Below are 25,180 nucleotides of genomic sequence, written 5' to 3' on the forward strand. Positions count from 1 at the left end.
GCCTTCGAGCTTTTGTGTTAAGAGGCTTTGACTTGGCGTCGCATCCGAATGATGAAATAAGAAGCGGTAAACAAGATGAGACCACTTACCGTAAAGTTTAAGTAGAGACGTGTAGCATCTTGAAGCGACGTGATGGGTGTAGTCCCACCGAACCAGAGAAGTGGCAGAATCGTCACGTGCATGACGCTCCAATGAATGAAGATTTGTTTCTTGAACGACCACTTTTTGACTTCGTAAATGACACTCGTCAGACCGAGGAAGAAAGCGACCCCGGCATAGATGAGCATCCCATGCACAGCCTCTGCATTTCCTGACTGGCCTTGATAGAGAGCGAGTATAGCGAATGGCAGCGACCAAATGAGACTCCGTAGTATTCCTTTTTTCAATAGTTGCATATGAATCTTCCTTTCATCGAATCGTTGTAAATGTATACGGCTGTGGAAAGGAAAAGTTTCATATAAAGGGTATAGATGAAATGACGTCTGTTTTCCGCTATAATCGGGTAAACATCAATGTAGCCGTTGCTTCTTTTCTGGAAAGAGGGAGGGAAACGAGATGCGTGAGAAAGAGTCCAAGATATCGTCACGGAAGCGCCGTTATTTCGTCTATGGTCCAGAGGGAGCGTACGATGAATACGTGGAACGGGACCCGAAACTTGAAGCGTACGTCGAGGACGATACGCCGTTTGAGGATCGTCCTGACCCATACGAGGAAGAAGAGCTGAAATCAAGAGGATAAGTATACATGTCAAGGTCCGATTATGGACCTTGACTTTTATTTTACCTGGAACTTTTTCTTAATACGGTTCGGTTTGTCAATTCGTTATATTCGTCTTAACCACAACATCACTTGGATTAAGAAAAGGGAGAGATGAAGATGAACATGAAACGATTTGGCTTACTGGTGGCGGTACCGCTCGCACTACTTGTCGGTTGCGGGGAAGCAGACGAACTGAAGACGACGGCGACGGATACGGAAGAAGTGGTAGAGGCGGAAGCGAACGTACCAGAGGAGACGACTGTTGAAGAGACGGACGTCCAAGAAAGTGAACTCGGTACGAACAAGATCTACATGAAGAATAAGGCACTCACGATCACGGAGACGATGGGTCCGATTCAATTCGCCATCGACAAAGTACAGACGTCACGCCTCACGGTCGCAGAAGCTTATAGCGACTCATTCGATGGACAAGAAGAGGTGACGGTCGTCGCGATGAACATGTTGGTCGAGAATACGGTCGACGAGACGATGAGCTTCCATCCGAACCAGGCAACACTGGTGACGAACACAGGGGAACAGGTGTCTTCGGACTTATGGTTCTCAGATGACGTCGGTGGAGAATTTTTAGGAAAGGTGAAGAAAGAAGGGAACGTCCTCTTCTTCGTGAAAGCAAAACCAGAAGAGCTGACGGACTTGAAAGTCGTCATCGATGGACCATTCAACGAGAACTTCGACAAAGTGGCAGAAGACCGCTACGAATATACACTTAACGTGACAAAATAAGAGTAGGCGTGCCGAATAAAATCGGTACGCCTAGTCTCATGGTTGATTATTACTACACAATAAGCATAGTGGTTAGCATAGAGAATATAAGAAGGGATTCTCATATTTTGAGAGTTCCTTGTATCTTAATTTTTTCATTTTGTAAAATCTTAATTCTTAATGGGTACATATAAATCGACTTTAGATTTTCCGTCGGGATCTTCAGCTGGATTGTTCAAATTGAACTCCAAGGTATTTCTAGATTCGTCCACTGAATATTCGCGTTCTAGTAACCATTCTTCAAAAATATATTTATACGTCTCACTCAGTTTTTCTGGAGTATCGTAGAAATGGTGCACGATGTATTGACCACCTTCTAGCATTTTAAATTGTATCTCCCCGTGCCCTGTTTTATCAAAGTTTTTAGGAACTGTGACACAAGCATCATGTCTACATTCATGAGGATCAACATCGTTCGGATTATCTAATGAAATACCGATAAATTGACTTGATGGAGGGTAAAGGTTGTGTTCCGTCGCCCAATGTATTAATTTCCCCTAATGTTCTTGTGGTTCAAAATAGCTACCCGTACGTCTGATAAATGCAATTTCAGTTTCAGGCAATTGCTTTAAAGTCATATCCATTTTGTAACCCCCATTAAAGTTGACTGATTCAATTGTCTTGATGTCCAAAAAAGTGCTTCATTGAAATAATATCTCGTTGAAGTGTTGCAACAGGAATTGTTATTTACGCTGATGCGGCAACGGAATCGACAACACATCCCAGTCGCTCCCGGCGAATAGCTTCGACAGATAGACGATTTGTCCGACATGATACCCATAATGCGACACTTGGCGTTCGATCGCGTCAATCACGGAATGGGCTTCCCCTCGAATCATCACGTTCTTCCCTAAGTCATCTGGTGTCAAATCAGCTAAAACATTATCCAACAGTTGCCAACGCTTGTCCCAAACCTCCATGAGCTCCGCACGGGATAGCTGCTGGTCCTCGAACTCGGCGTCCCGGTCACGGTCCGGCTTCTCGCCGTCTGTCGTCAAAAAATCGGTCCAACGCGACTTCATGTTATTCGCCATGTGCTGGATGATCAAGGCGAGCGAGAGTGTGTCCGGCGCAAGTGTCTTGTGCAGGTCCTCTTCACTCACTTGGACGAGCGCACGCTCAGCGAGTTGTTTCTGGCTTTTAAACGTAGCACGTACGGTATCGAGATATTGCGTTTCAAACATGAAAAGATCCTCCTCTTCGTATGTATCTGCTTTGAATATACCCCATATCTATCCCACTAAAAATTAAATTAATGTTATAGCAATTGAGATTCCATGGGATACATCCTGCAAGACGTCACCGCATAGTCGACATGAGGGTACTGGGTAGTCAATGTTATGTGGATCTCTTATTCATCAATTGTGCCGATTGCGTTTGAATGTGAGTGGATGAGTGCGATTTTTTGTATTCAAAAAGTGTGAGACACAAGGTCCCACACTTCTGATTAGGCGTGCTCCAATCGAAACTCTTCCCAATGATCACGGGCCTGGTTCCGGATGCGTTCCGATACTTCCTTACTGCTGAGGAGAATCCCATACCAGCGACGCGCGTCCTCGTAGTAGTCAAGCGCGGCCGACAAATCGGCAATCCGCAACATGAGCTGGTCGTACGGTAATCCGGTCCGAATCGGGTCTGTATACGCTTCTTGCACCTCATTGTATTTATCGAGCGTCCGCTGCATCCATTCCTTTTCAGACGCTGCATCCCCAATCAATCGGTACATCCATACGATTCGCATCCCGAGCATAGCGATGACAGATGGTTTTTGTCCGCTCAACTGGGCCGTCATGATGGCGAACTTATAGAGAAGGATGACGTGCTCATATGAACGGTCGCCTTTCAACACATCCGGATTCACTTGATTGAAGTAGTTCGTCTCAAGCGCTTCTCGGTTATGTTTGCGCACCTTGTCGAACGAGTCGTGAAAGACGAGGTGACAATGGTCACAGACGGTCGGTTCGTATAAATAAGGATTCGGTCCATCATACGTTGTGTAGCCATCCTTCTCAACTTCGAGTGGACGGATGTGACGTGATAAGACACGGTTCGTCTTACTTTCTTGTAAACAATACGGACATTTGACTTTCTTCAAAAACAAATGTTCTGCCATCTCGACACCTCACACATAGACATTTACGAGCAATCCGCGAATTTCACCGACTTGGTCGAGTAAGGAAAGGCGAGAGGCCTCACCCGAGATGACCTGATCTGTCAGCGCGAGGAGTTTTTGGTCGACTTGTTCGACGACCTTATAAATCTTCGCGCGCCCGCGGCGATTGAATCCGCGTTTATCTTCGAGACGGAGTGCCGCGTCAACGGCCTCTTTCATAAAGTCTTTAATCATTTGTTTGTATTCGGCAAGCGCTTCGACGGTCTGACTCTCGGCGAGCAGTTCTCCTTGTTCATGAATCGCGGCGATTTGACGTTGGAAGCGTTCATGCTCCCGGTCTTCGCGCTTCTGACCGATCACATTTTGGAAGGAGACACCGGGTTCGACTTCGGCGCGCTTTGCCTTACTTGAGCCGAGGAGCGATTGCGTCTCCATGATGCGACGAATGTCCATATGGGCAACCGTCCTTTCTTTAAGTTAGTTCAATAATTGTAACACGCCTTGCGGCAAAGCGTTCGACTGGGCAATCATCGCCATGCCGGACTGGTTCAAAATGTTTAGACGTGCGAAGTCCATCATTTCACGGGCCATGTCGGCATCACGTATTCGTGACTCAGACGCCGTTAAGTTTTCTGAGCCGATGGCGACGACGCTGACGTTCGCCTCGAGCCGGTTTTGGATGGCCCCGAGTTTTGAACGTTCGAGCGACACTTTGTTGATGGCCGCATCAAATTTCGCGATTGCTTCTCCCGCTTTGTCTGGCGTCAACACGCTCAGCGCGTAGTATGTTTCAGACGCTGTCGCCTGATCATTGTCGTGATCGACGGCAGGAAGTTCCCCACCACCTGCTGACGTCGTCGTGATGTCGAGCGCGTGCGCCCGTATGTCTTCGACGTTCAAGATGACGGCCTCGTTATTACCGGCACCGATTTGGAAGAATAACGTGTTCTTGCCTTCTTTGTATTCTCCGTTCATGATTTTCTTCGAGTTGAATTCGGTCGTTTCCGCGATGCGCGTCACTTCGGCAGTCAACGCGTTAATTTCTTCCTGGACAGCTTTGGCGTCGTCCTCACTGAGCGTCCCGTTCGCCGCTTGGACAGATAGTTCGCGCATCCGTTGGAGAAGGGCGTGTGTCTCGTTCATCCCACCTTCAAGCGTCTGCGTGAGCGAGATGCTGTCGAGCGTGTTGCGTTCTGCCATCGAGAGCGAGTCGAGGCGCATTCGCATCTTCTCGGAGATGGCGAGACCTGCCGCATCGTCAGACGCCTTGTTGATCCGAATCCCACTCGAGAGACGATCCATCGTCTTTTTCATCGATGCTTGGTTCAGTGAAAGGGAAGTATAGGCTTTTAATGCTTGAACGTTATTGGTAATTTTCATAGCGGTTTCCTCCAGTCGGGACAGGTTGTAATTTCGCACGCTCCATCGCTTCACTCCACGTTTGATCGAGATCGCTTGCGAGCGTATGTAGTTCGGCGATTTTTTGCTTGTCCTGATCGATGATCGCTTCGACACTGGCGTTCGCCATGTAGAGATAAATTTCATCGAGTTGTGCCGCGATAATCCCACCGCCGTCATGGAGTCCTTGATGGAGCTTGACTAACAGCTCACGGGCTTGACGAAGGTGGCGATTCCGTTCCGCGATCGTCGAGTCTTGGGCACGTTTGTAATGATAAACGAGCGCGTGTAACATCGCCTGCGTCAGTTCTTCAGGCCTCATTTCATATAGCTGGGTTGAATTCATCTTTGGTCTCCTTTGATTGAATCAAGTTCTTCTATTAACAACAACACTTCTGCCATCACGTCATATAGCTGGGGTGGGATGGCGTCCCCTAAGTCAAGGTCGAGCAGATGTCCGAGCAAGGAATGGTCGTTCTCGACCGCCACGCCTCGGGCACGTGCTTCCTGTAAAATCTTTTCCGCGACGGCACCGGTCCCGCGGGCGACGACGACGGGCGCTTTGTCCGTCGACTCGTCATAGCGGACGACCGCGGCCGTCTTTCGTTTCGTCAAATCCATGCGTTGGTACATCGGGACCTCCTAAATTCTAAAGTCATAACCGGTAGTCGGTGCCACCTTCGGTTCTTCGGTGACACGTTCGGCTTTCGTGAGCGGTTTGAACTGGGTCGTCACACTCTTATATCCAATCGTCTCGAGCGTCTGTTCAATCTTTCCAAGAAGTGGACGGGCGATTTGCTCGACCGTCGCATCGTCGTGTTCGAGCGTGAGTCGGAGGTTCCGATCTTTCGCTTCAAGCTTGACGCCGATTTCTCCGAGGCGCGGTGTCTCTAAACGGATGTAGAGGACGCTATTCTCCCAGTCGACGACGTCTCCTGCTTCCCGGTTTTGGATATGGACGTGGATGCCGGTGTCAATCTCTTGTACTTTAGCCGGTAGGGCGAACAAGAGCTGATGGAGCTGACCACCATCGAGGCGATTGAGCGTCTGTTGTACTTGGAAGAACGAGGCGAGTCGTTGTGCCTCGGGGTTCGTCGTATCCGCTCGTACTGACAAAGCCGATGCCGGCGCGTTAGAGGTCGTATGTGCAAGTTGTTGGGCCTGGACGCGTTGCGTCACTTCCTGCACGTGTCGACCAGACAGCGTCGAGTCGAGTTTGAGCGGAGCAACGGAAGGGATTTCTCCGGCGCGTGTCGCCCCGTGCGGGATATATTCGATGCGCACTTGGTTCGGAGCGTATCGGAAGTCGTTCAACGTCGCCCGTACTTCTTTGACGAGTGTCGCACTTTCTTGTGGCTTAGTCGCAAGTAAAGATAAAGCGAGGTCGAGCTTGGCCGTCATGGTGACGAGCTGCTTCTCTTGAGTGATATCGGTATGAAGTAGGGCGTCCGTCTTTTGGACGAGTTGCGTCAAACGGGTCGATACGGTCTCGAGGGCAGGGCGTGCCGCATGCGGGTTCGTCTCAATCAACGCGGCGACTTGTCCGAGTTGTTTCGTCACCGTTGCCTGTTCGCTTCGGAATTTGTTCGTCACCGTCGCGAGATGGCTCGTCACTTCCTTCACCATGACCTGTCGTCCGTTGACGAGAGGGAGCGTCATCGGTTCAGAACGCTCCATCTTCGGCGGTGCAGGCAGGTCGCGGATGGTACGGTCGACCGTATCTGGTGTCGGTATGACGCGTTCGCTCACGGGACGTGATAGGTTGACGAGCTCGACGTACCGCTCTTTTTGCGGGTACGGGGCGTTCTGTGCCGGTGGTGTAAGCTGTTGTCTCGCTTCATTCAAGGAGAGGACAGCGATCTCCCGTGCCATCTCACGAGGGAGGACTTGCGTGTCGAGCGTCTTCAAATGAAGGATGACGTCTCGCATGTCCCCTTTGAATGCCGTTTCGAGAAGGCGCACCGTATCCTCGTTCATCGGTAAGCGTCCGGATTGTAGCAGTCGACTGACCGCGCTTCGCACTTCCGGTGGAAGGGAAGCGAGGAGCGTCTGGATCTTCGCGTCAAGCTTTGACGACGCGGAAGCAGGTGGCGCGGATTCAAGCGTCTCTTCCTTTTGGGGAATGACGGTTGCCATCAACATGCCATCCTGTTCGGCAAGCGTCACGTGGAACGGGTTCGTTTTTGGAAGCCCATCTTTGAATGTGACCTCGACTTCTTCACCGTTGATTTTGACGATTGCGGAGTCGGGGCCGGTCTGTTTGACGAGTTCGGCCTTATACGTCCGGTTCGTCTGAATGCCTGGCAAGACCGAACTGACAGCGGTCGCTTGGGCTTGAATTTGCATGTTTGTCACCTCGACCATAATATCGACCTCTTTTTAAAAAAATGAAGCGAACAATAGAAAAAAACCTTCCGTCTTTTCGACGGAAGGTGAGTCATGATTCGAGCACGGGGCCCGCATTCATTTGTTGGAACCGGGCGACGAGTTCGCCTGTCGCTTTCAGCTGGTTCCGAAGGACGTACGGTGTTGCGTTCGTTTGGATTTGATGTCCATTCGTTGTGAGGAGTAGCCCGTTTGGCTCTTCCTCGATGTTCAGTATGTCTCGAATATGGGACCAAGCATACCATTCACAATCGTCTCGCTTCGGAGACTTCGTCGGGAAGAAGACGAGTCCGGTTGTCGGTTCGATCACGACAGGGACTTTCCCTTTTACGCCGGCGACGCGTTTGGCGATGAAGATTCTTTCCTCGATCGAGCTGTTGTACTGGCGGCAAGATAGTTGCAACAACTGGTACGGCCGGAGCGGGGTTGAAATCTCGGTGCCATCCTCGAGAATGATCCGTGACTGCTTCATGATATCAAAGCAAGGGAGAATCGCCACGGTTCGCTTTGTGATGCGATATTTTTCCTCAGAATAGTAGGAGCGCATACGCTGCACCATCCTCCTCGTATTAGATTTTCAGGATCGGCTAAAGACAAACGGCACAAACCTAAATCATCCCTTCAATGATATATCACAAAAAATGTAAATTCAATAAGGCAATATGAAAAGTAGGGAAATATAATTCCAATGAAAGCCAAATGACGAAACGTTTACAATAATTCGAGAAATTGTTTGTCACGCTTCCAAGAAGGTGGTAAGATTAGCCGTAGAGGACAAACCTCTGTATTCTCCAATGGTGAAAGGAATGGATTTACACATGGTAGGTAAAGTAAAATGGTTTAACTCAGAAAAAGGTTTTGGATTCATCGAAGTTGAAGGCGGCAAAGACGTGTTCGTACACTTCTCAGCAATCCAATCTGAAGGTTACAAATCACTTGACGAAGGTCAAGAAGTAGAGTTTGAAATCGTTGATGGCGAGCGCGGCCCACAAGCGGCTAACGTTACAAAATTATAATTTCAGACCACGAAGCCGGTTCCCTTGGGAGCCGGCTTTTTATTTTGTCTATATAATTAAAAAAGGCGTTTAAAAATGAGTGGAATGGGTATTTTCTTTCTATACCTTTCGCTCGTTCTAGGAAATGTTACATTAGGAACAAAATTGTCATTATTTTCTGATGATAACGTTTTCAAATATAGCGATTTCGGGGTATAATATTAATGAGCCACCTGATTCCACTTTCTTTTTAGAAACGAAGCAGGAGATTCCGTCTCGTTTGACGAATCAATGGTTCAAGCGGTTATTTTAAGGAGGAGTTCAGATGATTTATAACATTCGCGGCGAAAACATTGAGGTCACACCAGCAATCAAAGACTATGTCGAGAAAAAGCTGGAGAAGTTGACTCGGTATTTCACAACTCCTACGGATGCACAGACGGCTTACGTCAACTTGAAAGTGTATAACGAGAAACAAAAAGTGGAAGTGACGATCCCGATGCCGAACTTGTTGCTCCGTGCCGAGGACATCAACCTCGACATGTATGCGGCAATCGACCTCGTCGTCGATAAATTGGAACGTCAAATCCGTAAACACAAAACGAAGCTCAACCGTAAAGGACGCGGAAAAGAAGGTGGCGTCGGCGAGTACTTCAAGTCCCTCGAAGGAATTGATGATGCATCGGCCGTCTACGATGAGGACGAGGCAGAACTCGAACTCGTACGGACGAAACGTTTCACATTGAAACCGATGGACACGGAAGAGGCGATTCTTCAAATGGACATGCTCGGTCACAGCTTCTTCGTCTTCTCTGACGCAGAAACGGGCAACACGAACGTCGTCTACCGTCGTAAAGATGGAAAGTACGGCTTGATCGAACCTGAATAATGAACTTGACCTTACACGACCCTCCGGCTTCGGGGGGTCGTTTCATTTTGCCTTTCCTTGAAAGGTGGCACCACTTCGGTTAAACTGTACATTAGGGAAAAAACATGCATTTTTTAGTGAATGCAGAGGAGATATGAGTATGGCGAACTTTTTGAAAGAGTTATTTGCTCCACAGAAACGAGTGTTGAAAAAAGCAGAGAAAGCGGCCGACTTGATCGAGTCGTTCGCCGAACCAACCAAAGCATTGTCAGACGAACAGCTTCAGGCGAAGACAGAAGAGTTCCGAGCCCGTCTCGATAAAGGCGAAACGCTCGACGACATCTTGCCAGAGGCGTTCGCGGTCTGTCGTGAGGCATCAGAGCGCGTGCTCGGAATGCGTCACTACCCGGTCCAACTCATCGGGGGCTATGTGCTCCATAACGGTGACATCGCCGAAATGAAAACAGGTGAAGGGAAGACGCTCGTCGCGACACTTCCTGTCTATTTGAATGCGCTCACGGGCCGTGGCGTACACGTCGTAACGGTCAACGAATATTTGGCAAAACGAGATAAAGAACTCATGGAACCGCTCTATTTCGCTCTCGGTCTTTCGGTCGGTCTCAACGTGTCGAACATGGACCGCGTCGAAAAACAAGCGGCTTACAATTGTGATATCACGTACTCGACGAACAACGAGCTCGGATTCGACTACCTCCGTGACAATATGGTCCTCTATAAGGAAGACCGTGTTCAACGTGAACTCTATTATACGATCGTCGATGAAGTCGACTCGATTCTCGTCGATGAGGCGCGTACCCCGCTCATCATCTCGGGATCGGCACAAAAGTCGACCGAGCTCTACACACGTGCGGATGCGTTTGTTCGTACATTGAAAGAAGAAGAGGATTACACGGTCGACGTGAAGACGAAATCAGTCCTCTTGACGGACCAAGGGGTCGACCTCGCCGAGAAGTTCTTCGGTATCGATAACCTGTTCGCCATCGAACACGTCGCGGTCAACCACCATGTTGGGCTCGCGCTTCGTGCGAATGCGGTCATGCACCACGATATCGACTATATGGTGCGTGACGGACAAGTCATGATCATCGACCAGTTCACAGGGCGTGTTATGGATGGACGCCGCTACTCGGAAGGTCTTCACCAAGCGATCGAGGCAAAAGAAGGCGTCGAGATTCAACGCGAATCGATGACGCTCGCAACAATCACGTATCAGAACTACTTCCGTATGTATGAGAAGCTTGCCGGGATGACCGGTACGGCGAAGACAGAGGAAGAGGAGTTTCGTAATATCTACAACATGCAAGTCGTGACGATCCCGACGAACAAACCGATTCTTCGCGACGATAAGTCGGACCTCATCTTCAAATCGATGGAAGGGAAGTTCAAAGCCGTCGTCGAAGAGATCTCTTCAGTTCACACGACAGGACAACCGATTCTTGTCGGTACGGTCGCCGTCGAGACTTCAGAATATTTGAGCAAGCTCTTGACGAAGAAGAAGATTCGTCACGATGTCTTGAATGCGAAAAACCACGCGCGTGAGGCAGAAATCATCGAGAATGCTGGTCAAAAAGGGTCGGTCACGATCGCGACGAACATGGCCGGTCGTGGTACGGATATCAAGCTCGGAGAAGGCGTCGTCGACCTCGGTGGTCTCTACATCATCGGGACAGAGCGTCACGAGTCACGCCGGATTGACAATCAGCTCCGTGGTCGTTCAGGTCGTCAAGGGGACCCGGGTAAATCCCAGTTCTACTTGTCACTCGAAGATGAGCTCATGCGTCGTTTCGGGACGGACAGCCTCCAAAGCATGATGGAACGTCTCGGTATGGATGACACACAACCGATTGAGAGCCGCATGGTCTCAAAAGCGGTCGAATCGGCTCAGAAACGCGTCGAAGGAAACAACTACGATGCGCGTAAACAGCTTCTCGGTTACGATAACGTCATGGCCGACCAGCGGAAGGTCATGTACAAGGACCGTGCGAGCATTCTCGAGAACGAGTCGGTCACGGATATCGTCCGTTCGATGATGGCCCAGACGGTCGAACTCGGAGTCGGGCAATATACGCCGATCGAACTCGTACCGGAAGAGTGGAACATCGACGAGCTCGCGCACTGGTCAAACCAGACGCTCGCGCTTGAAAAACCGGTCGAAGGCAAAGACTTCTACGGAAAAGAACGGGAAGAAATCGTTGAACTCCTCATGGAACGTGTGAACGAGCAGTATGAAGCAAAACGTGAACTCGCACCACCTGAGCGCTTCAACGAATTCGAAAAAATCATCGTACTCCGTGCCGTTGACTCGCACTGGATGTCCCATATCGATCATATGGATCAGTTGCGTCAAGGGATTCATCTCCGCGCTTACGGGCAGAACGATCCGCTCCGTGAGTACCAAGCGGAAGGGATTAGCATGTTTGACGCGATGAACGCGGCAATTTCAGAAGAAGTGACAGGCTTCGTGCTTCGTGCCGAAGTCGGGGACAACCTCCGACGTGAGAAAGTCGTCGAAGAGGAAGTTGCCGTCTCTGGAAAGGACGATGCACCAGTCAAGAAAAAACCGGTCCGTCGTTCGAAAGAAGAGAGCATCGGCCGGAACGATCCGTGCTGGTGTGGCTCTGGTAAGAAGTTCAAGAACTGTCATGGTAGACAACAGGCTTAATTATTGAAGAGGCGGGTCCGCTCGCCTCTTTCCTACGGAAAGGTGAATCACACTATGGAAATTTCAGATATTCGGAACGAACTTGAGGCAATGGCGAAGCGCCTCGAAAATTATAGAGCTTCTCTCAACTTGACGGAGAAGGAAGCGCGCATCGCCGAGCTCGAGAATGAGATGACGTACCCTGACTTTTGGGACAACCAAGAGAAGGCACAGAAAGTCATCGATGAGTCAAACGGGCTCAAAGCGATGGTCGACAAATATCAAGACCTCGCAAGCAAACACGAGGACGGCGAAGTGACGCTTGAACTCATCAAGGAAGAGCCGGAGGCAGAGATGCAAGAAGAGCTCGGAGAAACGATTCAAGCGCTCAAAAAAGAGTTCGATGACTTCGAACTCGAAATCCTCTTGAACGGACCGTACGATGCAAACAATGCAATTCTTGAATTGCACCCGGGTGCGGGCGGTACTGAGTCACAAGACTGGGCATCGATGCTCCTTCGCATGTACCAACGTTTCGCCGATAAACAAGGCTGGAAAGTCGAGACGGTCGATTACCTTCCGGGTGAGGAAGCTGGTGTCAAATCTGTCACGCTTCGCATCATCGGACACAACGCTTACGGTTACTTGAAAGCGGAAAAAGGGATTCACCGTTTAGTCCGAATCTCTCCGTTTGACTCGTCAGGTCGTCGCCACACATCGTTCGTTTCATGTGACGTCATGCCGGAGTTCGATGACGACATTGAGATCGAAGTACGGACAGAAGACCTCCGCGTTGACACGTACCGCGCGTCAGGTGCCGGTGGACAGCACATCAACACGACAGACTCGGCTGTCCGGATTACGCACGTGCCGACGGGCGTCGTTGTCTCGTGTCAGACCGAACGCTCACAAATCAAGAACCGTGAATCGGCGATGAAGATGTTGAAAGCGAAATTGTACCAACGCGAACTCGACGAGCAGCAACGCAAACTCGACGAAATCCGTGGCGAGAAGACGGATATCGGTTGGGGTAGCCAAATCCGTTCGTACGTCTTCCATCCGTATTCGATGGTCAAAGATCACCGGACGAACCACGAAGTCGGAAATACAAGTGGTGTCATGGACGGCGACGTCATGCCGTTCATCGATGCTTACCTTCGTAAAACAAATATGTGATGCATGTGGCTCAAAGACACCTGTCTTTGGGCCATGTTGTGTGTAAAGGAGAAATTCTTTAATGAAGCAAATCGTCAAAGACTATCTGTATTTGTTGACCGGTTCGGTGTTCGTCGCCTCGGCCTTCAGCTTATTTCTATTGCCGAACAATTTGGCGTCAGGTGGGGTGAGTGGGATATCGGTTATCACGTATGAACTGTTCGGGATTTCACCGGGGGCATTTCAGCTCGTGGCGAACGTACTACTTCTCATCATTGGGTGGACCATCCTCGGTCTCGGATTCGGGGTGAAGTCGCTCGTCGGCTCCATCTTCTTACCGGGTGTCATTCTTTTCTATGAAGCGATCGATGCAGGGGCTGCCGTGAACGACACGCTCCTCGCCGCCATATTTGGCGGTGTCGGTGTTGGAGTCGGGCTAGGACTCATCTTCCGGGGACGTGCCTCGACAGGTGGAATGGACTTGATTGCGCAAATCTTACATAAGTTCACGCACATCCCGCTTTATTTATGTATCGCGCTCCTCGACGGCATGGTCGTCTTGACCGCCGCCCTCACGTTCTCGTTCTCGACCGGACTTTATGCACTGATCGCCCTATTCATCACGGTCAAGATGATCGACTTCGTCCAGCTTGGATTCACGCAGGACAAGATGGCTTATATCATCTCGGAGAAGCGGGACTTCATCGTCCGTGCCGTCTTTGAGGAGCTCGATCGTGGAGCGACCGAGATTCAAGCAATCGGGGCTTATTCTCGTCTCGATCGTCCGATGCTCATGATCGTCGTCCGTCAGAGCGAGGTGAGTCGTCTGAAAGAGATCATTCGTCGGATTGACCCCGATGCGTTCCTCGTCTTCAGTGAGGCACATGAGGTGCTCGGACAAGGGTTCACGTCGGACAAACGCTATATCAACGTTCCGTAAGTTGTGGAATCTTTGTGTACTTTTCGTGAGATTAGGTTAGAAAGTATACGTGAAAGGCTATAATGGTAAATGTAGGTCATTTCTACAACTTAGGAGGGGAACGTGGTTATGAAAAAATGGATGATGGCGATTGGCCTTGGTGCCATGCTGACACTCGGCGCATGTGGCGGCGGTGAAGAGGAAGATACGTCGAGCAACGGGGATTCGGGCTCGAACACGGCATCGGTTGACGCGGAAGCGGTGTACGCACAAAACTGTGCGGCATGTCACGGTGCGAACCTTGAAGGAATGAGTGGTCCGTCACTCGAGCAAGTCGGCGCTAATCTGTCGGCAGAAGATATTGAGAACGTCATTCGTAACGGTCAAGGTGCAATGCCTGCGAACGTCATTGAAAAAGACGAAGAAATCACGGCGGTTGCCGCTTGGCTCGCTGAAAAAAAATAAGATAGGCACCACAGGAATAGCGTTGACTATCCTGTGGTTTTTTTGATTAATTGTTGCAATTTTCTGTTTTATTGGTATGGTAATAAGAGATTACAGAAATGGAGTGATATGGTTTTGAGGACAAAATTAATAGACTGGCCAACATTTATTGGATCAGTAATCTTACTGTTAGCAGTGACGTTACCTCTTATTTTCTTCCCGGAAACAGGTAAGGCTTTAGTCGGGATGGCAAATGAGTATATGACATCAAACTTTGGAATATTATACTTAGCGCTTGGGCTTGGCGCATTCGGATTTTTGATCTACGTTGCCTTCAGTAAGAACGGGCACATTAAGTTGGGCGACGAAGATGAGGAACCTGAATTTAGTAACTTTTCATGGGCGGCGATGTTGTTCGCTGCTGGGATTGGGTCAAGTATTCTTTACTGGTCGGTGATTGAATGGGTTTACTATTACGAAGGACCACCGTTTGGTCTCACACCAGAATCAACAGAAGCCATTCAATGGTCGACGGCATATGGAATGTTCCACTGGGGACCGATTGCGTGGGCGATTTATACGCTGCCTGCACTCCCGATTGCCTATTTCTATTATGTACGACGCATATCCGTGTTGAAGGTGAGTGAAGCGGTCCGTCCGATTCTCGGTGATCGTTCAGACGGTCCACTTGGAAAAGTGATTGATATTTTATTCATCTTTGGTCTTCTTGGAGGCGCAGGGACAACACTCGCCCTCGGTACGCCGATGATTGCCGAAGGAATCAGTGAATTGACGGGAATCCCTGTATCACTCGGGATGAAAGCAGTGATTATGCTAGTCTGTACGGTTATTTTTGCAGTTAGCTCTTATGCTGGATTGAATAAAGGAATCAAATTACTGAGTGACTTGAACATTTGGCTTGCATTAGGAATTTTAACATTTGTATTTGTATTTGGACCGACACGCTTTATCTTAGAGACAACATTCAACGGTGTTGGGATTGTTATGGATAATTTCTTCCGAATGGCGACGTGGATGGAGCCATTTGGTGATTTTGGTGGCTTTACTTCAACGGGATTCCCTGAGTCGTGGACTGTATTCTACTGGGCATGGTGGCTTGTCTATGCTCCATTCGTCGGATTATTCGTGGCACGGATCTCGCGTGGTCGGACGATTCGTGGCATGATCATCGGAACGATGGTTTATGGGACGTTTGGGTGTGTACTGTTTTTCGGAGTTCTCGGAAATTATGGACTATACCTTCACCTAAGTGGAACATTAGATGTCATCTCATATATGGCTACTTACGGACCGGCCCCGACAATCATTGCGATTATTAGTCAATTGCCATTTGGAAGTGCGGTAGTTGGGGTGTTCACTGTCCTCGCCATTATCTTCTTGGCGACGACGTTCGATTCTTCGTCATATATTTTGGCATCAGTCACTCAAAAGCATGTGGAAGATGAACCACTCGTATGGAATCGACTGTTTTGGGCATTCGCACTATCGATCATGCCTCTCACACTAATGTTCCTCGGAGGACTTGAAACTTTACAAACAGCAAGTATTGTCGGTGGTTTCCCCCTCATATTTATCATGATTTTACTCGGATGGTCGTTTATGCGTGTCTCAAGCAGCGACATCCGGGCGCAAGATGAATATGAGTCACCGACGATTCATATTCAGTACCGAAAGAAAAAGCGTACCCCGTTCGATGTATTGAAAGACAAGGCAGATTGATAGAAGAAAACATCTGTATAGTGAACCGCCCCATAGAAGTTGGACATGGACATCCAGCTTCTACGGGGTGTTTTTTATCTAAATTATGCGAGAATACTCCCGCTTCTAAACGTTAAGGACAGGGCTTGCGTGAAAGTGGGAGATGAATCGCCAGCCTCTCTTTCGGGTAAAATATCTTCAAAGGGGTGAACGTCACATGGTGAAGCACAAGGGCTATAAATTCCGGATCTACCCGACGAAGGAACAGGAGGTCCTGATCGCCAAGACGATCGGCGGTTCGCGGTTCGTGTTCAACCATTTCCTGTCGAAATGGGACGCGGCCTATGAAGCGAATGGCAAGGGACTGTCGTATGACGCCTGCTCGAAAGACCTTCCCATACTCAAGCAAGAATTCAGTTGGTTGACGGAAGTGGACAGCACGGCCGTCCAGAACAGTGTCAAACACCTGGTCGACGCGTATAAGAAGTTCTTCAGGAAGGAGGGAAATCATCCCTGTTTCAAGTCGAAGCGTAACCCCGTCCAATCCTATACGGCGAACATCCAGGGGAAGTCCCAGCTCCCCGAGGTCTCGATTGTCGGGAACACACTCAAACTCCCCAAGCTGAAATGGGTGCGGTTCGCCAACTCGAGACAGGTCGAGGGTCGCATCCTGAACGCCACGATCCGACGCACGGCTTCGGGCAAATACTTCGTCTCCCTTCTCGTAGAGCTGGAGATCGGTGAACTGCCGAAGACCGGCTCATCGGTCGGCGTCGACGTCGGATTGAAGAACTTCGCCACCCTATCAAACGGAACCGTATACAAGAACGACCGTTACTTCTGCACCCTCGAGAAGAAGCTGGCACGGGAGCAACGCAAGTTGTCCCGCCGTCAGCGCATCGCCCGGAACAAGAAAGTGAGACTTTCCGAGGCGAAGAACTACCAGAAGCAGAAGCGGAAAGTCGCACGCATCCATGAGAAAATCGCCAACAGACGCACCGACTTCCTGCACAAGGTGTCGACCGAGATCGTCAAAAACCACGACGTCATCGGCATCGAGACCCTGCAGGTGAAGGACATGCGTAAGAACCGCAAGTTGAGCAAGTCGATCTCCGAGGTCAGTTGGTCGGAGTTCTTTCGCATGCTCGAGTATAAGGCCGACTGGTACGGGAAGACCGTCGTGAAGGTCGGGAAGACCTTCGCCTCGAGCCAGCTCTGTTCGAGTTGCGGCCATCGACACAAAGACGTGAAGCATCTTGGTTTGCGTGAATGGACATGCCCGAATTGCGGGGTCCACCACGACCGCGATGTGAACGCAGGACTGAACCTCAGACAAGAAGCCGAACGCATGTTGGCTTCTTTAACCGTCGGGACGACGGGGCTAGCCTGATCAGGTTCCGACTGTCAGGTCGGATGACTCAGGAATCCTCCACCTCTAAGCGAAGCGTAGGTGGGGGTAGTTCAACTGAATTTCATAATGGAGGTCAAATTGGTGCAATAGAATTTCATGACGACATTTTCCCACTGAACTCAATCGAACTGAAACAATCCTGTAATGGTGTTTTAAAAGTCGGATTGATATAATTGTAGTCGCTTCAACAATGCCCTAGATGATTTTTTGGCAAGGCGATAAACGAGAAATGACTCCTTGACAGAGAGGGGTATTTCCTGTAAAAAAGACTCTAGGCGAAATATACAGTAACTAAAACAAATGATTCCAATTCGTCATAGATGCATAAAAATATTTTAAAAAGGGTAGGGAATACGTTATGATATCGATGCAAAAAGTCAGTAAAGTATATCCAAACGGCGTCGTTGCCATGGATGACCTCGATTTAGAAATTCGCGACGGCGAGTTCCTTTATGTAGTCGGTCCTTCCGGTGCCGGAAAGTCGACATTCATGAAGATGATTTATCGCGAGGAGAAACCGACGGAAGGTCAATTATTGATTGACGGACTCGATGTCGGTAAAATCAAGGATCGTCATGTACCAAAGTTGCGCCGTCAACTCGGTGTCATCTTTCAGGACTTTAAATTACTTCCATCACTTACGGTGTATGAAAACGTTGCGTTCGCATTAGAAGTCGTTGGGGCTGACACGACGTCGATTCGTAAGCAAGTCATGGACGTGTTGAATCTTGTCGGATTGAAAAACAAGGCACGCAACTATCCAGATGAGCTTTCTGGTGGGGAGCAGCAACGGGTTTCGATTGCACGAGCGATTGTGAACAAACCGAAGCTGATTATCGCCGATGAGCCGACAGGGAACTTAGACCCGGAGACAGCATGGGGCATCATGGAAGTGTTTGAAGAAATTCACCGCCGTGGGGCAACAATTGTCATGGCGACACACAACCGTGACATCGTCGATAAGATTCGCCACCGTGTCATCGCGATTGAGAATGGAAGAGTCGTTCGCGATGAAGAGAAAGGAGCATATGGCTATGATGTTTAAGGCTGGATTGCGCCATTTGCGTGAAGGGTTCAAAGGAACGCTTCGAAATGGATGGATGTCGTTCGCGGCAATTAGTGCCGTGACGATCACCTTGTTACTTGTCGGTGTATTTGCACTCGTCATGTTCAATGTAAATGAAATCTCAGACAATGTAGAGAACGATGTCGAGATTCAAGTGTTCATCACCCGTACGGCGGATGAGAGCTCAGTCGAGAAACTCGGACAGAATATTGAACAGGTACCGGGTGTGTCGAAGGTTACGTTCAGTTCGAAAGAAGATGAATTGGCCAAGTTCCAAAACCAACTTGGGGACGATGCGGCTGCTTATGGCACGGTTGAAAAAGACAACCCGCTCCACGCCCGTTATATCGTCAAAGCCCAAGACCCAACAGAACTAGAGGAAGTTGCAAAATCGGTCGAATCATTCGATAACGTCGACGATGTGAAATACGGAAAAGACTACATTGATAAAATGTTCGCCTTCTTCAACGGGATTCGCATCGGTGGACTCGCGTTGATTGTCGGATTGACATTGATGGCGATGTTCTTGATCTCGAATACGATTAAAATGACAATTTTCTCACGTCGCCGCGAGATTGAAATCATGCGACTCGTCGGAGCGAAGAACAGCTTCATCCGCTGGCCATTTTTCATTGAAGGATTGGTTCTCGGAATGCTTGGGGCTCTTGTCCCGATTCTTGTCATTTATTTCGGATATGACGTCGCATATAGTGCTTTACAACCATCGCTTGATCAATTGAATAGTGATATATTTAAGTTGATTGATCCATCGACGCTCACAGTCCAAGTATCGCTTGTCTTACTTGCACTCGGTGCGTTCATCGGGATCTGGGGATCGACGACATCGCTCGGTCGTTTCTTGAAAATCTAACTTAAATAAGGAGGAGTTGGCGGATGAAACGTTCGCTTGCGCTAGGGTTGTGTGTATCATTACTTGCCATGCCTGTCATGGCGACAGAGAAAGACACGTTAAAAGCTCGACAAGATCGATTGTCCAATGAGTTGGAGGAATCGAAAAATGCGCAGGCTGAAACGGATGCCGAGCTTGAGGTCACAGAGGCAGAGCGTGATGCTGTAAAGACAGAAATTCACGTCGTCGATGATCGGTTGAATGATTTAAGCGAACAAATCGCGATTCAACAACACGAAGTCGACACGGCCCGTGGAGAGCTCGAGACGACCCGCCAACAACTTTCTGTTCAAGAAAAATACTTGGAAGACCAGAAGGAACTTTTAAACGAGCGCCTTCGTGTCTTGCAAGTACATGAAGATACGTCCTATCTACAAGTCATTTTTGAGTCCCGCTCTTTCGGCGATTTCGTGACACGGGTCATGACGGCCCGCACAATCGCTGAACAGGACCGGGAGCTCATACATAATTATATGAGTGAGATGGAACGCCTAGAGTCGCTTGAGTCGACGCAACGTACCCAACTCTCGTTCATCAAGCAAAAAGAGCGTGAGCTCGTCATCACGAAGCAAGACCTCGACCGTACAGCCGAGAAAAAGCGTGATCTGTTGGTCGAACTGAACGAACAAGTCGAACAACTCGAACTTGAGAAGATGACACGCAGTGAAGAACAGGCCGTCATGACCGAACAGAATCGAATCATCAGCGAACAGCTCGAAGCGATTGCCGAGCGAGAAGCCGCTGAAGCGGCCGAACGTGCCAAACAGGAAGCTGAAAAGCGTGCTGCCGAAGAACGGGCAAGAGCCGAGGCGGAAGCGCGTGACTCAGAATCGGAAGTGAAAGAGGCGCCTGAGGTGACGGTACCACCTGAAACACCGACGAACGTTTCAACGTCGAACGGATTCGTCCGCCCTGTGTCAGGATATGTGTCGAGCCCGTTTGGTCCTCGAAACAATCCTTTGACAGGTGTCTCGGAGATTCATAAGGGAATCGACCTCGTCAATGCTTCAGGGACACCGATTGTTGCGAGTGCACCAGGTGTCGTCATCAAAGCTGCACCGGCGACCGGATATGGGAATGTCGTGTTTGTTTCACATGTTATGAATGGAGAGGTTTGGACGACCGTCTACGCTCATCTGAATGCAATCACGGTCGGTGCCGGACAACAGGTAGCGGCAGGACAGACAGTCGGGACGCTCGGTAACACGGGTTGGTCGACCGGACCGCATCTCCATTTTGAGTTACATCGAGGGAAATGGGCGCCGGGACAGCCGAATGCGATTGACCCAGCCCCGTATATTGGCTATTAATTCAAGCGGACGCGTCCCAAATATGTGGAACGCGTCCGCTTTTCCTTTCGTTTTTGCTATACTAATGAAAAGACTTACAAAGAGAAATGAGGGACCAACCCGTGAAAAATTCAACCGCAGGACTACTCGCTGGCACAACGTTCGTGGCTGGGGCCGGTGCAGGCCTTGCGACGATGGCATTTACAGACACTTCTCTTCCGATTCAAACGAATGCGGAAGGCTGGGATAAAGTCGATCAAGTACGTGATTTGATTGAGGCGCATTCGTTACAAGACATCTCAGAAGATGACTTATTGACAGGCGCGCTCGACGGTATGACCGCAGCACTGAACGATCCGTACTCTGACTTCTTAGACGCAGAAGAAACATCACAATTTACCGACTCGATTGAATCGAGTTTTGAAGGAATTGGCGCAACTTTGGAGAAGAAAGGAGAAGACATCTTAATTGTCGCTCCAATCAAAGGCGCTCCGGCCGAAGAAGCAGGACTTCGCCCGGGCGACATCATCACAGCGGTCGACGGTGAGTCGATTGAGGGGATGGATGTACAGGAAGCCGTCCAGCTGATTCGAGGAGAGAAAGGGACGACGGTCACGCTGACGATTCGCCGTGGCAGTCAGACGGCGGACTATGAAATCACACGTGACACGATTCCGATTGAGACCGTGTTCTCTGAAGTGAAAGAAATAGATGGTAAAAAGATTGGCTACCTTCAAGTTACTCAATTTTCAGAACCGACAGCCGATGAGTTTCTCGAGCAACTCGAGCAACTTGAAGCAGACGACATCGATAGCTTGATTATCGACGTTCGTGGAAATCCGGGGGGGCTCTTACCTGCCGTCATCGAGATGTCTGAAGGGTTCGTCCCGACATCGAAACCGGTCGTCCAAATCGAAAATGCGGACGGGGATCGTGACGCTCAAAATGGTCGTGCCCGTGAAGCAAAACCGTATGACCTCTTCGTCTTGACGGATGAGGGCTCTGCTTCGGCATCCGAGATTTTGACAGGTGCGATGAAAGAAGGGGCCGGTGCGACAATCATTGGCACGAAGACATTCGGGAAAGGTGTCGTGCAGACGGCGTTCGATTTAGAAGACGGCAGTAACTTGAAGTTGACGACGAGCAAATGGCTCACACCGGACGGGAACTGGATCAACAAAAAAGGGATCGAGCCGGACATCGAAGTGAAGCAACCGGATTTCTTCAATGTAACCCGCGTGCTAACAGAAGAAGAGTCATTAAAAGTTGGGGACTATGGCGACTCCGTGTCGAACTTGCACAATATTTTAACTGGAATCGGCTATGAGCCAGGCGGTCAACCCGGATATTACGGCGATACGATGGCAGAGGCCGTAAAAGCGTTCCAGGCAGACCAAAATCTCACGGCTTCAGGTACAGTCGATGAAGAGACAGCCTCGGCACTCGAATCGAAGCTACTCGAGGCGATTCAAGATGAGGAAAACGATGCTCAACTGAATCGAGCGCTAGAAGAAGCCGCAAAATAACGTTGTATGAAAGAAAGGGTTGGACCGCGTGGAAGTTGTACGAATGAGTGTTACGGCTTTATTGACGTTGTTAGGTAGTCCACTGTTTTGGGTGACGCTCGTCGCCCTTACGTACATATCAATGACCCGAGTCAAACGGGAACGGGCCATGTTTCGTTCGAGACGCCGCTCACCAAAGTCGGAATGGAAGCATTTCATCTGGCCGAGTCTCCTGCTGGCGGTCCTCTCATCAACCGCAACGATTTTACTGGAGACGACCATCACATTTGAATGGGCAGTTTCGTTTACAATTCTTTACACGCTCGTCGTCTTGACGATGCATCCGCGATTCTTTAACCCAGTGTTGCCGCTCCTCATTATATTCGGTGTCGTCATGTTACGTGATATTGTCGCATATGGGGCATTCAGTGATTGGGTGAGAGAGCTTGCCCGAGTCGATTGGACGGTCTATGCATTGACGTTCGGGCTCGTCACACTCGCGGAAGCGATTCTATTACGATGGGATGGACCAAAAGAGACGTCACCGACACTAATCTTGTCCAAACGTGGGCAGTTCATCGGAGGACACGTCGTCAAACGGGTTTGGTTTTTCCCGCTCGTTGTCTTTTTACCGCCGATGTTCGGTCTTGATTTGCCGATGATCCCAATCATTCTGCCGATTCCGATTGGGGTCAGTTTACTGTCGACCGGTGCCTTGCCGGGGACACTTCTCGCACGGTTGAGTAACTATCGTGCGATGCTCGCATTGATCGCCCTTATTTTGTTCGGTATATCCTATACGTGGGAGATTCCGTATATCGACTATGTATTGATTACACTATTCGTTCTCTATGAACTCGGATTACAGTGGATCAAACGAGAAAATCGTGGCACGACACCTGTCTTTATCAATGGCAATCGCGGGGCGGTCATCGTTGACACGCTCCCGAATTCACCGGGGGAAGCGATGCAACTCATCCCGGGTGAATCCATCTACAAAGTCAATGGAACAGTCATCACGGGAGGGCATAGTTTCTATGAGGCGCTCCAGCAACATAAACCTTATATTAAGCTCGAAGTGTTGAACTTGAACGGTGATATCCGATTCGTTCAACGGGCGATGTATGAGACCGATCCGCATGAACTTGGCATCTTGTTCGTCGGGGAACCGACGAGTCCGCGTGTCCGTCTTCGCAAACTGTGAGAGTATCCGTCAAGGGTACTCTTTTTTGTACTGAAAAAGGGCACCCTTTGAGGATGCCCATTCTTCTTATACGTCAAGTTTTGATGGTTTAAATGCTGTTGTTGCTTCGACAGCGTGTTGCCAACCTTTGTAGAGTGCCTCGCGGTGAGATTCGTCCATGTTCGGCTCGAATTTCTTGTCGAGTTTCCACTGCTCTTTGACTTCAGCTTGGTCTTTCCAGAATCCAACGGCAAGACCTGCCAAGTAGGCAGCACCGAGTGCAGTCGTTTCGCTCACTTCAGGACGTTCGACTGGAACGTCGAGAATGTCTGATTGGAACTGCATGAGGAAGTTGTTGCTGACGGCCCCGCCATCGACGCGGAGTGTCTTCAAGTTGATTCCTGAGTCGTTCTCCATCGCCGTGAGGACATCACGTGTCTGATAAGCGAGTGACTCGATTGTCGCACGGACGAACTGTTCTTTTTCCGTTCCTCGTGTGAGGCCGAAGATAGCGCCACGAACGTCAGAGTTCCAATAAGGTGCACCGAGTCCAACGAAGGCTGGTACGACGTAAACCCCCTCTGTCGACTCGATCCGTGTCGCGTATTGCTCCGAGTCTTTCGCTGATTTCAACATCCGCAATCCATCACGGAGCCATTGAATCGCAGAACCGGCAACGAAAATCGATCCTTCGAGTGCATACTCGACTTTACCGTTGTAGCCCCAAGCAATCGTCGTCAAGAGACCATGGTCTGATTTGACGGCTTCTTCCCCTGTGTTCATAAGCATGAAGCAACCCGTGCCGTACGTGTTTTTCCCTTCCCCTTTTTCGAAGCACGTCTGACCGAACAAGGCAGCCTGTTGGTCACCTGCGGCTCCGGCGATTGGTACTTCAAATCCAAAGAAGTGATACGGGATTGTGTTTGCGTAGACTTCACTTGAAGCTTTGACTTCAGGGAGCATCGACTTCGGTACCGTTAAGATGTCGAGTAATTCGTCATCCCACTTCTGTTCATAGATGTTGTACATAAGTGTACGGGACGCGTTCGAGTAGTCTGTCACGTGGGCCGTTCCACCTGAAAGTTTCCAGATGAGCCACGTGTCGATTGTACCGAAGAGAAGTTCTCCGTTCTCGGCTTTTTCACGTGCGCCTTCGACGTTGTCCAAAATCCACTTGACCTTTGTCCCAGAGAAGTAAGCATCGATGAGAAGGCCCGTCTTGTCACGCACCATATCAGAATGACCGGCTGCTTTTAGTTCTTCACAAATGTCAGCGGTTTGTCGTGATTGCCAAACAACTGCGTTATATACAGGGCGTCCTGTTTCTTTCTCCCAAACGACTGCTGTTTCACGTTGGTTCGTGATTCCGATTCCTGCGATCTCGTTCGGATCGATGTCTGCCGAACCAAATGCTTCCGCCATGACGGCGAGGACAGAACCCCAAATCTCATTGGCGTTATGTTCGACCCAGCCTGGTTTTGGGAAATACTGTTTAAATTCGCGTTGTGCGACCGTGACAATTTTTCCGTCATGGTCAAAGATGATTGCCCGTGAACTTGTCGTTCCTTGGTCTAGTGCTAAAATATAACGTTTTTCTTTCGCCATATGTGATTTCC

Annotated in this window: 25 protein-coding genes and 1 pseudogene; 15 read left to right on the forward strand and 11 right to left on the reverse strand. The window is 49.5% G+C overall.

Features of this window, described 5'->3' with window-relative positions; genetic code table 11:
- Nucleotides 1–17: 17 nt before the first annotated feature.
- A complete protein-coding gene (locus KNO96_RS08865; protein ID WP_214703404.1) occupies nucleotides 18–395 on the reverse strand; it encodes a DUF3021 family protein in 378 nt (125 codons plus the stop codon).
- 160 nt (nucleotides 396–555) lie between these two features.
- On the opposite strand from KNO96_RS08865, the gene KNO96_RS08870 reads away from it, so the two are divergent.
- Entirely contained in the window at nucleotides 556–738 is a 183-nt protein-coding gene (locus tag KNO96_RS08870) for a hypothetical protein (protein WP_214690645.1), read from the forward strand.
- Nucleotides 739–876: 138 nt separating this feature from the next.
- Nucleotides 877–1,503 (forward strand): hypothetical protein, encoded by a 627-nt coding sequence (locus tag KNO96_RS08875; protein WP_078147330.1) that lies wholly within the window; start codon nucleotides 877–879, stop codon nucleotides 1,501–1,503.
- A 149-nt stretch (nucleotides 1,504–1,652) separates the two neighbouring features.
- On the opposite strand, the pseudogene KNO96_RS08880 reads toward KNO96_RS08875, so the two are convergent.
- The 9 genes and pseudogenes from KNO96_RS08880 to KNO96_RS08920 all read right to left on the reverse strand — a co-directional run bounded on the left by KNO96_RS08880 (nucleotide 1,653) and on the right by KNO96_RS08920 (nucleotide 7,985).
- Nucleotides 1,653–2,126, reverse strand: a pseudogene (locus KNO96_RS08880) (AraC family transcriptional regulator).
- A gap of 99 nt (nucleotides 2,127–2,225) precedes the next feature.
- Nucleotides 2,226–2,726, reverse strand: coding sequence for a DUF1572 family protein (locus tag KNO96_RS08885; protein ID WP_214703405.1), 501 nt, complete (start codon nucleotides 2,724–2,726; stop codon nucleotides 2,226–2,228).
- Nucleotides 2,727–2,989: 263 nt separating this feature from the next.
- Nucleotides 2,990–3,655 (reverse strand): DUF2225 domain-containing protein, encoded by a 666-nt coding sequence (locus tag KNO96_RS08890; RefSeq protein WP_214703406.1) that lies wholly within the window; start codon nucleotides 3,653–3,655, stop codon nucleotides 2,990–2,992.
- 9 nt (nucleotides 3,656–3,664) lie between these two features.
- Nucleotides 3,665–4,108, reverse strand: coding sequence for a YaaR family protein (locus tag KNO96_RS08895; RefSeq protein WP_074036246.1), 444 nt, complete (start codon nucleotides 4,106–4,108; stop codon nucleotides 3,665–3,667).
- A 24-nt stretch (nucleotides 4,109–4,132) separates the two neighbouring features.
- On the reverse strand, nucleotides 4,133–5,035 hold the full coding sequence (locus KNO96_RS08900) for a flagellin N-terminal helical domain-containing protein (RefSeq protein WP_214703407.1): 903 nt from the start codon (nucleotides 5,033–5,035) through the stop codon (nucleotides 4,133–4,135).
- Nucleotides 5,019–5,399 (reverse strand): flagellar protein FliS, encoded by a 381-nt coding sequence (locus KNO96_RS08905; RefSeq protein ID WP_214703408.1) that lies wholly within the window; start codon nucleotides 5,397–5,399, stop codon nucleotides 5,019–5,021. Before KNO96_RS08905 ends, KNO96_RS08900 begins: the two co-directional genes overlap by 17 nt.
- Complete coding sequence (locus KNO96_RS08910; RefSeq protein WP_026825407.1) at nucleotides 5,396–5,686, reverse strand: EscU/YscU/HrcU family type III secretion system export apparatus switch protein; 291 nt, start codon at nucleotides 5,684–5,686, stop codon at nucleotides 5,396–5,398. Before KNO96_RS08910 ends, KNO96_RS08905 begins: the two co-directional genes overlap by 4 nt.
- Before the next feature lie 9 nt (nucleotides 5,687–5,695).
- Nucleotides 5,696–7,417 (reverse strand): hypothetical protein, encoded by a 1,722-nt coding sequence (locus KNO96_RS08915; protein ID WP_214703409.1) that lies wholly within the window; start codon nucleotides 7,415–7,417, stop codon nucleotides 5,696–5,698.
- Nucleotides 7,418–7,490: 73 nt separating this feature from the next.
- The gene (locus KNO96_RS08920; protein ID WP_026825409.1) at nucleotides 7,491–7,985 is read right to left on the reverse strand and encodes a competence protein ComK; all 495 of its coding nucleotides are present in this window, start codon (nucleotides 7,983–7,985) and stop codon (nucleotides 7,491–7,493) included.
- A 271-nt stretch (nucleotides 7,986–8,256) separates the two neighbouring features.
- On the opposite strand from KNO96_RS08920, the gene cspD reads away from it, so the two are divergent.
- The 13 genes from cspD to KNO96_RS08985 all read left to right on the forward strand — a co-directional run bounded on the left by cspD (nucleotide 8,257) and on the right by KNO96_RS08985 (nucleotide 23,585).
- Nucleotides 8,257–8,454 carry a cold-shock protein CspD gene (cspD, locus tag KNO96_RS08925; protein WP_026825410.1) on the forward strand — a complete coding sequence of 66 codons (198 nt, stop codon included), beginning with the start codon at nucleotides 8,257–8,259 and terminating at the stop codon, nucleotides 8,452–8,454.
- A gap of 304 nt (nucleotides 8,455–8,758) precedes the next feature.
- Nucleotides 8,759–9,322, forward strand: a complete 564-nt coding sequence (gene hpf, locus KNO96_RS08930; protein ID WP_026825411.1) for a ribosome hibernation-promoting factor, HPF/YfiA family — start codon at nucleotides 8,759–8,761, stop codon at nucleotides 9,320–9,322.
- A gap of 139 nt (nucleotides 9,323–9,461) precedes the next feature.
- Complete coding sequence (secA, locus tag KNO96_RS08935; protein ID WP_026825412.1) at nucleotides 9,462–11,984, forward strand: preprotein translocase subunit SecA; 2,523 nt, start codon at nucleotides 9,462–9,464, stop codon at nucleotides 11,982–11,984.
- 54 nt (nucleotides 11,985–12,038) lie between these two features.
- On the forward strand, nucleotides 12,039–13,139 hold the full coding sequence (prfB, locus tag KNO96_RS08940) for a peptide chain release factor 2 (protein ID WP_026825413.1): 1,101 nt from the start codon (nucleotides 12,039–12,041) through the stop codon (nucleotides 13,137–13,139).
- 61 nt (nucleotides 13,140–13,200) lie between these two features.
- A complete protein-coding gene (locus tag KNO96_RS08945; protein ID WP_026825414.1) occupies nucleotides 13,201–14,058 on the forward strand; it encodes a YitT family protein in 858 nt (285 codons plus the stop codon).
- Between the two features lie 108 nt (nucleotides 14,059–14,166).
- The gene (gene cccB / locus KNO96_RS08950; protein WP_026825415.1) at nucleotides 14,167–14,502 is read left to right on the forward strand and encodes a cytochrome c551; all 336 of its coding nucleotides are present in this window, start codon (nucleotides 14,167–14,169) and stop codon (nucleotides 14,500–14,502) included.
- Nucleotides 14,503–14,616: 114 nt separating this feature from the next.
- Nucleotides 14,617–16,221, forward strand: a complete 1,605-nt coding sequence (locus KNO96_RS08955) for a BCCT family transporter (RefSeq protein WP_214703410.1) — start codon at nucleotides 14,617–14,619, stop codon at nucleotides 16,219–16,221.
- Nucleotides 16,222–16,417: 196 nt separating this feature from the next.
- Nucleotides 16,418–17,590, forward strand: coding sequence for an IS200/IS605 family element RNA-guided endonuclease TnpB (tnpB, locus tag KNO96_RS08960; RefSeq protein WP_214703411.1), 1,173 nt, complete (start codon nucleotides 16,418–16,420; stop codon nucleotides 17,588–17,590).
- Between the two features lie 379 nt (nucleotides 17,591–17,969).
- Nucleotides 17,970–18,656, forward strand: coding sequence for a cell division ATP-binding protein FtsE (gene ftsE / locus KNO96_RS08965; RefSeq protein WP_214699510.1), 687 nt, complete (start codon nucleotides 17,970–17,972; stop codon nucleotides 18,654–18,656).
- Nucleotides 18,646–19,548: a permease-like cell division protein FtsX gene (gene ftsX / locus KNO96_RS08970; RefSeq protein ID WP_026825418.1), complete on the forward strand. Its 903-nt coding sequence runs from the start codon at nucleotides 18,646–18,648 to the stop codon at nucleotides 19,546–19,548. The genes ftsE and ftsX overlap by 11 nt, the downstream gene beginning before the upstream one ends.
- A gap of 23 nt (nucleotides 19,549–19,571) precedes the next feature.
- Nucleotides 19,572–20,897, forward strand: coding sequence for a murein hydrolase activator EnvC family protein (locus tag KNO96_RS08975; protein WP_214703412.1), 1,326 nt, complete (start codon nucleotides 19,572–19,574; stop codon nucleotides 20,895–20,897).
- 101 nt (nucleotides 20,898–20,998) lie between these two features.
- Nucleotides 20,999–22,402 (forward strand): S41 family peptidase, encoded by a 1,404-nt coding sequence (locus tag KNO96_RS08980; protein WP_026825420.1) that lies wholly within the window; start codon nucleotides 20,999–21,001, stop codon nucleotides 22,400–22,402.
- 43 nt (nucleotides 22,403–22,445) lie between these two features.
- A complete protein-coding gene (locus KNO96_RS08985) occupies nucleotides 22,446–23,585 on the forward strand; it encodes a PDZ domain-containing protein (RefSeq protein WP_214703413.1) in 1,140 nt (379 codons plus the stop codon).
- A gap of 66 nt (nucleotides 23,586–23,651) precedes the next feature.
- Here the strand turns inward: KNO96_RS08985 and glpK are convergent, their stop codons facing one another.
- Nucleotides 23,652–25,169 (reverse strand): glycerol kinase GlpK, encoded by a 1,518-nt coding sequence (gene glpK / locus KNO96_RS08990; RefSeq protein WP_026825422.1) that lies wholly within the window; start codon nucleotides 25,167–25,169, stop codon nucleotides 23,652–23,654.
- Between the last annotated feature and the right edge of the window lie 11 nt (nucleotides 25,170–25,180).

The sequence above is a fragment of the Exiguobacterium sp. s89 genome (genome assembly GCF_018617735.1).
Lineage (GTDB): Bacteria > Bacillota > Bacilli > Exiguobacteriales > Exiguobacteriaceae > Exiguobacterium > Exiguobacterium marinum.